Genomic DNA, 11,799 nt, shown 5'->3' on the forward strand with positions numbered 1-11,799 from the left:
CCCCACCACCATCGTGTCCACCAGGCCCATGAGCGCCTGCCCACCCTGGGCAATGGCCATGGGCAGCGCCAGCCGGGTGAGCTCACGCAGCTCCGTGCCGAGCGAGTTCACGGACGAGGACGAGGAGGAAGTCACGGCGGTGGACATGGCAGGCGCGCCTATAGCGTTTTCGGGAGGAGAATGCGCTCCCCTACCGTGACGCCCCGCCGCCCACCGGCCTGACCGGGGAGGTCGGTTGCCGCCCGGTGACGGAGCTCCCTTGCCAGGAGCCCGTCACAGTCCACCCGACTTCCGGGCGGTACACTTCCGCCGTGTCACCTCATCACGGGCGGCTCGAAGAGCGACGTGGCCACCGGCGTCTGGAGCGCGTCCACCCTCGACACGCGCAGGCCCGCGTCGGTGATGGCGTAGACGTAGTCGTCCGCCATCACGCTGCGGCGCACCGTGGGCTGCCAGTACCAGGTCCAGTTCCGGTGGTTGAGGGTCTGGTACGCATCCTTCATGGACATGGCCCCCAGCGGGGTGATGCCGGTGGTGGTGTCCACGCGGAACAGCCGCAGCTCGCTACGGAAGCCGTACCAGTAATCATGGCCGCTGCTGGGCTCCCAGTCGTAGAAGGGCACCGCCAGCAGGCCCTTGGCCGGGAAGTAGTTGAAGGCCTTGTGATTGTAGAGCGCCTCGCTGCCGCCGCTCTGCGTGCCGACAATCTGGGTGAAGGCCTCCTTCGGGGCGGCCAGGTCCCTGACGTCGAACAGCGTCAGCTTGACGGCGCGGCCGTTCCAGCCGCCGTCCTCGTCCCGGTGCTCACCCAGCGCGAGCAGGTGCGTGTCGCCCACCGGATGGATGTACGTGGAGAAGCCCGGCACCTTGAGCTCGCCCACCTTGCGCGGGTGCGCCGGGTCGCTCAGGTCGAAGGTGAAGAGCGGGTCGGTCCGCAGGAAGGTGACGATGTAGCCCTTCTTCCCCACGAAGCGCGCGCTGAAGATGCTCTCGCCCTTCGCCAGGTCCTCGCTGCGGCCCAGCTCCACCAGCCGCCCGCCGTCCTCGCGGAACGTGCTCACGCGGCTGACCGTCTCGGGGCGGCCCCACGGATTCGCGGGGTCCATCACCCGCGTCGTCACCGTGGCGGCCACCCGCAGCACGCCCTCGTGCTCGTCGAGAGCGAACTGGTTGACGATGTGGCCCTCCATCGTGCCGCTGCCCACGTAGGTGGCGCGGCCCGGCTCGCGGATGTCGAACTTGTGCAGGTACGCGAAGTCCTTCTGGCCCGCCTCCGGCCACCACCACCAGTGGTTCGTCGCCAGATAGAGCGAGTCCTTCGACGCGTACACTTCGCCCGGCGCCGCCACCAGGCTGGTGCGGTCGAGGCCCGCGCCCGCGCCCGAGTCCAGGTTCATGGACAGCACCGTCACGAAGCCCACGCCCGTGGGCGCGTTGGCGCGCATGAAGTCCGAGCACGCATAGGCCAGCGGCTTCACCTTCCCGTCCGCGTCCACGCGGCGGCCCGGCGGCAGCCACTGCTCCAGCGTCTGCCCGCGGATGAGCTGCTCGTTCTTCGCGATGAGCGCGTCCACCGCCTCGGCCAGCCGCTCCTTGTCCTCGTACAGTCCCGGCGAGTACTCCGGGTGGAAGCTCATGCCGTTCGGCCAGCGGAACGGGTCGGACAGCACCAGCCGCACCGCGCCCTCCACGCGCCGCGCGCTGAGGTAGCCGCCCGGCAGGTACACCTGCTCCAGCACCCGCGGCGCCGCCGAGTCCGAGACGTCCACCACCGTCACCTTCAGGGTGTCGCCGTACGTATAGGCGCACCCGAAGCCGACGCAGTCCACGGCCACTCCCACACCATCTTCCCGCGTGGGCTGCCCGGGCCGCTTCTCGTACACCTGCGAGGCGATGACGAGCCGGTTGCGCTGCGAGTCCAGCAGCATCTCGCGCGGCCAGCCCTCCACCTCCAGGAGCGCGGTGCGCGTCAGCTGCTCCGCGGGCCACGAGCGGTGCATGTACAGGCGCGGGCCGGACAGCACGAAGATGCGCGTGCCGTCGTTCTGCACGAAGTCCGCCTCGTGCACGCCCTCCACCTGGTTGTTGGTGCCCGTGTGGTTGTCCGGCCCGTTGCTGGAGTCGGAGTCACTCTCCGGGGGCTCGCCCGTCGTCGGCATCGGGGGCGGCATGCCACCTCCCCGGTCCATGGTGGGGAAGCCCCACCACCAATTCCCGGTGTCCTTGATGGACTCGAGCGACGCGCGCATCTGCCGCGTCGCGGTGTCCTCGATGTGCTGCTCCAGGGACTGACAGTCGGCGAAGGACTCCAGCTTCGCTGCCTGCTGTACCGGCTCGTTCGTCCGCGCCGGCTTGTCCGAGTCACCGCAGCCCGCCGCCACCACCGCCAGCCCCATCCACCCCAAGCGTTTCCACTGCCGCATCAGAATCCTCCGCGTCATGTCAGCCTCACCGGCGTCGCGCGGGCCTGTCTCTCCGCGCCGCGACGGCGGCCGTGCGCCCCTCTGCCACCCCCATGCCAGGGGGCGACAGCCGCGCAGGTGCTGGAACTTCCAGGGGTTTGCGGGAGGGGAGGCCTCTCAGAAACCTGATGCGCGGGGGGAACCCGAGAGCGGAAAACCGAGGGTCCGCGGCACGAAGCGAACGAACTGCTGGGTGAGCGACGCGTCCATGCGCTCCAGCCGCAGGCCCATGCCGGCGGGGGCGCGGAAGGCGCCGGGGGAACGGGGCGGGTTGGCCCAGACCACCGTCGCCTCGGCCGTGCAGGGCGTGCGCTGGCCGGCGAGCAGCACCTTCAAGGACAGCCGCGCGCCCTCGCGCGCCGGGGTGAGGGTGCGCACGAAGAGGGCCTCGGGGCTCGCGTCGTGGCTGAAGCCGGACATCGTCGGGCCCCCGGGCGTGGAGAACTCCACCACGGTGAAGAAGGGCACGCGCTCGGCGGCGCGCAGCGGGGTGAGCCCCGGCACCAGCCGCCCCAGCACGCGGCCCAGCAGCTCATCCGCGCCCAGGTGGCGCTTCTCCAGGAGCGGCGCGCCCGTCAGCGCCTGCGCGCGCGCGAGCACGTCGGCGGACTCCTCCGCGCGCGACAGCAGCACCAGGGGCTTGCGCGCGTGCGCGTCACGCAGCCGCGCCGCCAGCGCCAGCGCCTCGCGCGGGGCGCGCGACACGTCCACCACGAAGCCGTCCAGTCGCGCGCCGTGCTCGGCGGCCAGCCGCGTGGCGTCCTCGGTGTCGCGCGCGTAGAGGACGTGCAGGCCCTCCTGCTCCAGCGCGCCGCCGAGGAAGGTGTGCAGGAAGCGCCCGCCCTCCACCAGCAACACCCGGCGTCCTCGCGCGGCGCCCTCGCGCCCCGGCTCCCGGGCCACGCGCACCGCGGCCAGCTTCGCCTCCAGCGCCTCCAGCGCCACCGGCTTGGGCAGGAAGTCGTCCGCGCCCGCGCGCCAGCAGTGCATCACCTCGTGCGGCTCGCCGGCGGAGGTGAACATGATGACGGGCACGTTGCGGCCCAGCGGATGCGCCTTCACCCGCCGGCACACCTCGTCCCCCTGCATGCGCTCCATGCGCAGGTCCAACAGGATGAGCGAGGGCGTGCGGCGCGACAGCTCGGCCAGGCAGGCCTCGCCGCCGTCCATCGCCATGGCCTCGCAGCCCAGCCGCGCCAGGTGCAGGCGGACCACCTCGCGGGCGGTGCGGGAGTCGTCCACCACGAACACGGTGTCGCGCACGGCGGGAGAGGTGGGGCTCATGGACTCACGGATAGAAAGAAGGAAGAAGGGCCACCACGGGCCCCCCGGGCCAGCGTTGGGGGCTGGACGCTCAGGCGCGCGACTCCTGGCGACCGGACAGCAATTGCGTGAGCTGGCGAGCAATCGCGGCGCACCGCGCCGAGTCGCCGCTCTCCAGCGCGGTGCGGCCCCCGTCCAGGAGCTGCTGCACCGTGATGACGGCGGCCTCGGCCTCGGGGCTGGGGTTCTCCTGCGCGCTCTGCTGGAGCAGCCGCGCCAGCTTGTCCCCGCGCTCCAGCAGCTTGCGGAACAGCTCCTCCGCGCGCTTCGCGTCAACCACGCCCTGGTTCTGCGCGTAGTGGGCCTGCTCCGCGCCCAGCTTCTCCGCCTCGGACTGCGCCATGCCCGGCCGCGCCTCCAGGCGCACCGTCTCCATGTTGCCGGTGGTCAGGTCCGTGGCCTTCACCGCGAGGATGGCCTCGCTGGACAGCTCGAACACCACCTCCAGCGGCACGTCGCCGCGCGCGGCCACGTGCAGGTTCTTCAGCACCACCTCGCCCAGCTTGTGGTTCTCGTCCTGGTACTCGCTCTCCCCCTGGTACACGGGGATGCGCGCCTCCTGCTGGCCGGAGGTGCCCGGGAAGAAGATGTCGCGCGCCACCACCGGCACGCCGGTGTTCTTCGCGATGAGCCGCTTCACGCGCCCGCCCATCACCCCCACGCCCAGGCTCTGGCTGGCCACGTCCAACAGCAGCGCGTTGCCGGACTGGCGCAAGAGCTCGTCCGCCTGCACCGCCGCGCCCAGCGCCACCGCCTCGTCCGGGTGCACGTCCGTGGACGGCGCGCGCCCGAAGAAGTCCGCCACCAGCCTGCGCACCAGCGGCACGCGCGTCATGCCGCCCACCAGCAGCACCACGTCCACCGAGCGCGGGTCCATCTTCGCCTCGCGCATCACCGACTGGCACACCTCCAGGCAGCGGCGCGACAGCGGCTCGGACAGCGTTTCGAAGAAGGAGCGCGTCAGCACCGTCTCCAGCTCCGTCATGCGCCGGCCCGTCGTCGCGTGGTCGCCCAGGTCGGTGACGGAGATGGTCGCCTCGTCCTGCTCGGTGAGCGCGCGCTTGGCGGCCTCCGCGGCCACCTTCAGCCGGCGCAGGCTGGGCGCGTCCTGCGACACCACGTGGCGCAGCTCGTCGTCCACCTGCGCCAGCAGCCACTGCACGATGCGCTGGTCGAAGTCCTCACCGCCCAGCCGCGAGTCGCCGCCCGTGGCGCGCACCTCGAAGACGCCGGACTTCACCTCCAGGATCGACACGTCGAAGGTGCCGCCGCCCAGGTCGAACACCAGCGCGTTGCCCTCGAAGCCGCGCGACAGGCCGTACGCCAGCGCCGCCGCGGTGGGCTCGTTCACCAGCCGCACCACGTCCAGCCCGGCGATGCTCGCCGCCTCGCGCGTGGCCTGGCGCTGGTTGTCGTCGAAGTTGGCGGGCACCGTAATCACGCACTTGGTGACGGTGCGGCCGAAGTGCGCCTGCGCGTCCAGCGCCAGCTCCCCCAGAATCATCGCGGACACCTGGGTGACGGGCAGCACGCGCCCGGCCAGCTTCACGCGCACGTCTCCAGAGGGGCCGGCCACCAGCGGGTACGGCACCAGCGCCTTCGCCTGCTGCACCAGCTCCGGCGTGTAGCGCCTGCCGAGGAAACGCTTGGTGGCCCAGACCACCGCGTCCGGGTGCTCCTGCCCGAGCGCCTGGGCCGCCTGGCCGACCACGCGCTCACCGCCCTTCGTCAGGCCCACCACGGACGGCGTCAGCCGCCCACCGGCGCGCGAGGGGATGAGCCGCGCGCGTCCGTCCTCGACGGTCGCCACGGCGCTGTTGGTCGTACCCAGGTCGATGCCGATGACGGGGTCGTGCATGGGGGTTATCAGGACACCACGCTACGGGTGTTCCGGCCACCTCGCCAAGTCTCCTATTTCCCATACCACCGGTGTACCGGGTGCTTTTGCGCCTCCAGTGCAGGCGTGCGTGCGGCACCGGACGGTGGGTGTGGGTGCCACGGGCGTTGCCCGGGGGCGGGGCCCGTGCTAAGGGCGCGGCCGTCATGGCCAACGTGTCCATCGCCCGCCGCTACGCCCGTGCGCTCCTCGATGTCGCCTCGGAGGCCGGCCGTACCGATGCCGTCGCCGAGCAGCTCTCCGCCTTCGCCAGCATCTTCGCGAAGAACCCCGAGCTGTCGGACGTCATCAACAACCCCGCCTACACCCGCACCCAGGTCAGTCAGGTGGTGGAGGGGGTCATGAAGGCCGTCCCGGGTGGCGTGGACCCCGTGCTGGCCAGTACCCTGCGCCTGCTGGTGGACCGCAACCGGCTCCCCTACCTCGGCGACATCGCCCGCCTCTTCGGCGACATGGCGGATGCCCGTGCCGGCCGCGTCCGGGGCCGCGTCACCAGCGCCGCGCCCCTGCCGGCCGACGCCCTCGCCCGCCTCCAGCAGACGCTGCAGCAGGTCACCCAGCGCAACGTCATCCTGGAGACCCGCGTGGACCCCTCCCTGCTGGGTGGGGTGTCGGCCCAGGTGGGCAGCATCCTCTATGACGGCAGCCTCCGCACCCAGCTGGAGGAGATGCGCCGCGAGCTGAAGCAGCGCTGACGTCTGGCTGCCCGTCGGGCAGCCAACTTTTCAGGTCGGGCTCTCACCCTGCAGTCCAGGGCAAACCGGCATTTCCCGTAGGCCCGGAGAAGGGGTATACTCTTCGGGTGACGCGGGACAAGCCCGCGTTTTCCGGACGACCTGAACATGCCGCAGTCCCTGCTCCACTGGCTTCCCGAAGGCACGCCCGCTCCGGCGTCGCCAGAGGAGTCACGACCCTTCCTGGGCGCGTTGCTCAACGCGCCGGGTTGTGGCGTCGCCCTCTTGGACCGGGAGCTGCGGCCGGTGTGGGTGAACGCGGCGCTGGCGGCGCTGTCCGGCCAGGAGGCGCGCGCGCACCTCGGCCGTCCCCTGCCGGAGCTGTGGCCGCACGTGGCCCCGCTGCTGTCGCCCCTGCTGGCGCGCGCCCTGTCGGGCGAGGACGTGGTGGAGGAGGCGGTGTCGGGCGTCATGACGTGCGCCCTCAAGACGCAGCCTTCGCCCCTGCACCTGCGGGTGAGCGCCTCGCCCGCCCTGCACGGCGGCGCGCTGGCCGGCGTGGTGCTGTGGCTGCGCGACGAGACGGAGCGCGTGCGCGCGGAGCGGCGGCTGGCCGAGCGCGAGGCGCACATGCGCAGCCTCGCGGACGTGGCGTGCGACGGGTACTTCCTGCACGACGGCGGCATCCTCATCGAGGCCAACCGCGCGCTGGCGAACCTGCTGGGCCACGCGTCTCCCGCGGAGATGCAGGGCCGGCACCTCTCCGAGTGGGTGGCGCCCGAGTTCCGCCAGCCCATGCACGCCGCCATGCAGCGGGGCGTGGAAACCCCTTACGAGCTGCTGGCCGTGCGGCGCGACGGGCAGCGGATTCCCGTCGAGGTGCTGGCCAAGCACGTGACGTGGGACGGCCGGCCGGCGCGGCTGGTGGCCGTCTGGGACATCAGCAGCCGCAAGGCCGCGGAGGAGCGCGCGTCCCGCACGGACCACTTCCGCGACCAGCTCCTGGGCGTCATGGGCACGGACCTGCGCACACCGCTGCAGGCCATCCAGCAGGGCACCGGGGCGCTGCAGCGCCTGGGCGGCTTGGAGGAGCCCCAGCGGCGGCTGGTGGGCCACATGGCCCAGGCGGCCCGGCGCATGGACCGGATGATCCACGAGCTGCTGGACTTCACCCGGGAGCGGCTGGCCGGCGGGCTGACGATACGCCCCGAGCCGGGCTCCCTGGACGAGGTCGTCCAGCGGGTGGTGGCGGAGCGCCGGCAGGCCCACCCGGGCAGGACGCTCCACCTGGAGGCCGAGGGGGACCTGCGGGGCCGGTGGGACGCGGCCCGGCTGGCCCAGCTCACGGACAACCTGCTGGGCAGTGTCCTCCAGCACGGCCCCGAGGACGCGCCGGTGGCGCTGCGCCTCGCGGGTGTGGTGGGAGGTGTCACCCTGTCCGTCCACAACGACGGCCTGGTGGTGCCCGCCGAGGAGCACGCCACCCTCTTCGAGCCCTTCCGCCGGGGCCGCCCCCCCAACCCGGACGGGCTGGGGCTGGGGCTCTACATCGCCCGGCAGATTGCCCTCGCCCATGGCGGCCGGCTCACCGTCGAGTCCCGCACCCAGGGCGGCGTGCGCTTCATCGTCTGGCTGCCCCGGGAGGGCACCGCGCTCTGAGCCGGGCAGCGTCTGATCGGCCGGCCCGGGGGTTCCGGGTCACCGCTGATACCGGGTAGAAGCGGCGCGCCTTCACGGAGGGCGCACCCAGCCTTCCCTCGGAAGAAGGGCCCCCCTTGGGCTGTCTGACTACTTACCGGGGCCATCACCTCCCGCGAGCGACGCGCACGGTGCGCATTGCAGCGGGGGGGTGTGCATGGTAAGGGGCCCCGACTTCTAGCTTTCGGCGGCCTTCCCCACATCGGGCCGCCCCTGTGCAAGGACGCGAAACGCCCATGGAAATCCGCGCCGACGAGATCAGCAGAATCATCCGGGAGCAGATCAAGGATTACGGCAAGAAGGTCACCGTCGCGGAGACGGGCACGGTGCTGTCCGTCGGTGACGGTATCGCCCGCATCTACGGCCTCGAGGGCGCCCTCGCCGGTGAGCTCGTGGAGTTCACCAACGGCATCCAGGGCCTCGTGCTGAACCTCGAGGAGGACAACGTCGGCGTCGCCGTCATGGGTGACTTCCAGAACATCCGCGAGGGTGATTCCGTGAAGCGCACCGGGCAGATTGCCTCGGTTCCCGTGGGCAAGGGTCTGCTGGGCCGCGTGGTGGACCCGCTCGGCAAGCCGCTGGACGGCAAGGGCCCCATCACCGGCTCGGAAGTGCGCCGCCTCGAGGTGAAGGCGCCCGGCATCGTGAAGCGCAAGAGCGTGCACGAGCCGCTGCAGACGGGCATCAAGGCGCTGGACGCGCTGGTGCCGGTGGGTCGCGGTCAGCGCGAGCTCATCATCGGTGACCGCCAGACGGGCAAGACGGCCGTCGCCATCGACACCATCATCAACCAGAAGGGCCTGGGCGTTTACTGCATCTACGTCGCCATCGGCCAGAAGCAGTCCACGGTGGCCCAGGTGGTGGAGAAGCTGAACCGCTTCGGCGCCATGGAGTTCACCACGGTGGTGGCCGCCAACGCCTCCGACCCGGCGCCGATGCAGTTCTTCGCGCCGTACGCCGGCGTGGCCATGGGCGAGTACTTCCGCGACAACAAGATGCACGCCCTCATCGTGTACGACGACCTGTCCAAGCAGGCCGTGGCGTACCGCCAGCTCTCCCTGCTCCTGCGCCGCCCGCCGGGCCGCGAGGCGTACCCGGGCGACGTGTTCTACGTCCACAGCCGCCTGCTGGAGCGCGCCGCCAAGCTGTCCGACGAGGAGGGCGCCGGCTCGCTGACCGCGCTCCCCATCATCGAGACGCAGGCCGGTGACGTGTCCGCGTACATCCCGACCAACGTCATCTCGATTACGGACGGGCAGATCTTCCTCGAGACGGACCTCTTCTTCGCCGGCGTCCGCCCCGCCATCAACGTCGGTCTGTCGGTGTCCCGCGTGGGCTCCGCCGCGCAGATCAAGGCCATGAAGCAGGTGGCCGGCACGATGAAGCTGGAGCTGGCCCAGTACCGCGAGCTGGCCGCCTTCGCCCAGTTCGGCTCCGACCTCGACAAGGCCACCCAGGAGACGCTCGCCCGCGGCGCCCGCATGGTGGAGCTGCTCAAGCAGGGCCAGTACGAGCCGCTGCCCGTCGAGCTGCAGGTCATGCAGATCTACGCCGCCACCAACCGCGACGACCCCAAGAAGCGCGGCTGGATTCGCGACATCCCGGTGGCCGACGTGGTTCGCTGGATGCGTGAGTTCCTGGAGTTCGCGGCCGGCAAGCACCCGAACCTCTCCAAGGACATCTCCACCAAGCGCGAGCTGACCAACGACATCAAGGCCGCGCTGAACAAGGCCATCACCGAGTTCAACGAGATCTTCCAGCCCACGCCGGGCGCGAAGGTCTGATGAGGCCTCCCAGGCGGGGCCGCTGAGCCCCGCCGCCACGTGAGCCCCGCGCCCTTCCCTGGGACGCGGGGCTTCGTGTTTTCAGGCCGCCGCCCGGGACCAGTGCGCGAGGTCCCTGCCGAGCAGCGCGCCCAGGCGCTCCACGTCCGGGGCGAAGTGGGCCGTGAGCTGACGGCGCACCTCGGGGCGCAGCTCCGCCAGCCGGGCCGGCTTCGTGTTGAGGTCCACCAGACGCGCGCCCAGGCCCTGGGTGAGAGGAAGGCGCCGCAGCCGCGTGGCGAGCCGGTGCACCACGTGGCTGCGAATGGCGCGGCTCTCGTTGCGCGCGGACAGGTCCACCGGCGCGTCCTCGCGCAGGCCCAGGAAGCGCAGCGTGTCCCGGAAGGTGGTGGCCACGTCCTTCCTGAAGTCGTCGTAGAGGATGACGTGCACGCGCTCGCGGCCGAAGGTGTCGAAGTAGCGCCGCACCTGCTCCGCGTAGGCGCCCACCTCGCGGTAGCGGTACAGGCCGCCGCGCGCGGGCAGCTCACCCTGGCCGCGCGGCGCCTCGGCCACCAGCGCCGCCTCGAAGTCCAGCAGGTCCTCGTTGCCCACCAGCACGCGCCGCTGGTGCAGCGAGTAGAGCATGTCCACCGGCTCGCGCAGCATGATGAGGATGCGCGCGTCCGGCGCGAAGTCGCGGATGCGGCCCGGCGCCACCTTCGAGAAGAGATACGTGGGCGAGGCCTCGCCCACCCGCAGGTGCCGCGCGTCCGCGCCGGAGAAGAGGGCCAGGTACTCCTCGTGGGTGGCCAACGTGTCCGCGGGAAAGAGGTCCGAGCACCAGTAGTGCGGCTCCTTCACCGGCGACATGAACACCTCCGGGTGCTGCTGGAGGTAGCCGTGCATGGACGTCGTCCCACAACGCGGAGCCCCGACGATGAAGAGATTGGGAGGGCGCATGGAGGCCGCGACGGTAGCGGGCGCGAGAGCGCGGCGGGAGCCGTGTCAGCAACGACCTCCCCGCCGGCCGTGTCCGCCAGTGCGGCCGGGGCTACTGCCAGTACGCGTCGTCCTCCGGCCCGATGGGGTTCGCGGGCGCCGACGCGCAGGCGGACGCGCCCACCACCGCGAGCACGACGACGGCGAAACGGACGGACATGGTCCCTCCCGGGAGTTGGTTACGACGTGTGTCGTATTTCTGAGCACTGGAAATACGACGAACGTCGTAATCAACGCCCGGGGCCGGAGGGGATATCGGCCGGGCCCGCCCGCGTGACGGACCCGGCCGGTGCGCGCCAGCCCTTCAGCGCAGGCGCGGCAGCAGGGCGCGCAGGCTGCGGTCCACGCCGCCCCGGGCGCCGAGGCCCTCAATCGCCTTCAGCTCGTAGGGCAGCACGTTGTCGCGGGCCACCAGCTGCACCTGCGCGCCCAGGGCCGCCGGCAGCGCCAGGTCCAGCTCGTAGATGTCGCCGGCCACCAGCGTCTCCTCCGGCCGCGTACCGGTGGCGTCCCACACGCGCTTGAGCGCCTCGAAGTACCGGCCCCGGCGCAGGTAGATGGGCCGGCGCAGCACGCCGTCCAGCACCTGCGTCTCCGGCACCGCGTCGAAGCGCGCGTCCGCCACCGCCGGCGCGTCCAACAGGAACTTGCGCGCGTCGCCGGACACCTTCAGCCGCTCACGCCCCTTCGGCGCGAGCTGGTCCAGCTTCTTCTCCACCAGGTCCGTGTGCGCGTTCGTCACCACCGTCACCGGCAGCCCCGTGGCCAGCAGCGCCTCCAGCACCTCCTTCGCCTCAGGCTTGAAGGCGGTGGCCGAATAGGCATACGCCTCGCGATACAGCCCCTGCACCGCCTCCGAGCGCAGCGCCTCGTCCGCGCCCTTGCCGAAGCGCTGGAGCAGCCGGTGCGCCGCGCACGTGGCCGTCAGGTACGGGTCCGCCGTGGCCGGCGCCACCACCCGGCCGCCCAAATCCCACCCC

Annotated in this window: 8 protein-coding genes; 3 read left to right on the top strand and 5 right to left on the bottom strand. The window is 71.7% G+C overall.

The window, feature by feature from the left end:
• Window positions 1-314: 314 nt before the first annotated feature.
• The 3 genes from HG543_RS44905 to HG543_RS44915 form a co-directional block, all read right to left on the bottom strand.
• Window positions 315-2,423: a beta-propeller domain-containing protein gene (locus HG543_RS44905; protein ID WP_169351110.1), complete on the bottom strand. Its 2,109-nt coding sequence runs from the start codon at window positions 2,421-2,423 to the stop codon at window positions 315-317.
• A 156-nt stretch (window positions 2,424-2,579) separates the two neighbouring features.
• Window positions 2,580-3,746, bottom strand: a complete 1,167-nt coding sequence (locus HG543_RS44910) for a TIGR02266 family protein (protein WP_169351111.1) — start codon at window positions 3,744-3,746, stop codon at window positions 2,580-2,582.
• A gap of 70 nt (window positions 3,747-3,816) precedes the next feature.
• Window positions 3,817-5,643 (bottom strand): Hsp70 family protein, encoded by a 1,827-nt coding sequence (locus HG543_RS44915; RefSeq protein ID WP_169351112.1) that lies wholly within the window; start codon window positions 5,641-5,643, stop codon window positions 3,817-3,819.
• A 185-nt stretch (window positions 5,644-5,828) separates the two neighbouring features.
• On the opposite strand from HG543_RS44915, the gene atpH reads away from it, so the two are divergent.
• The 3 genes from atpH (at window position 5,829) to atpA (ending at window position 9,838) form a co-directional block, all read left to right on the top strand.
• A complete protein-coding gene (gene atpH, locus HG543_RS44920) occupies window positions 5,829-6,377 on the top strand; it encodes an ATP synthase F1 subunit delta (protein ID WP_169351113.1) in 549 nt (182 codons plus the stop codon).
• A 147-nt stretch (window positions 6,378-6,524) separates the two neighbouring features.
• Window positions 6,525-8,015 (top strand): PAS domain-containing sensor histidine kinase, encoded by a 1,491-nt coding sequence (locus HG543_RS44925; protein ID WP_169351114.1) that lies wholly within the window; start codon window positions 6,525-6,527, stop codon window positions 8,013-8,015.
• A gap of 275 nt (window positions 8,016-8,290) precedes the next feature.
• Complete coding sequence (atpA, locus tag HG543_RS44930) at window positions 8,291-9,838, top strand: F0F1 ATP synthase subunit alpha (protein ID WP_169351115.1); 1,548 nt, start codon at window positions 8,291-8,293, stop codon at window positions 9,836-9,838.
• A gap of 81 nt (window positions 9,839-9,919) precedes the next feature.
• On the opposite strand, the gene HG543_RS44935 is transcribed toward atpA, so the two are convergent.
• Together HG543_RS44935 and HG543_RS44940 are read right to left on the bottom strand one after the other, a co-directional pair.
• Entirely contained in the window at window positions 9,920-10,780 is an 861-nt protein-coding gene (locus HG543_RS44935; RefSeq protein WP_169351116.1) for a sulfotransferase family protein, read from the bottom strand.
• Between the two features lie 343 nt (window positions 10,781-11,123).
• The coding region (locus tag HG543_RS44940) for an HAD family hydrolase (protein ID WP_169351117.1) at window positions 11,124-11,799 on the bottom strand (676 nt) is incomplete at its 5' end.

It is taken from the genome of Pyxidicoccus fallax (genome assembly GCF_012933655.1).
Classification (GTDB): Bacteria; Myxococcota; Myxococcia; order Myxococcales; family Myxococcaceae; genus Myxococcus; species Myxococcus fallax.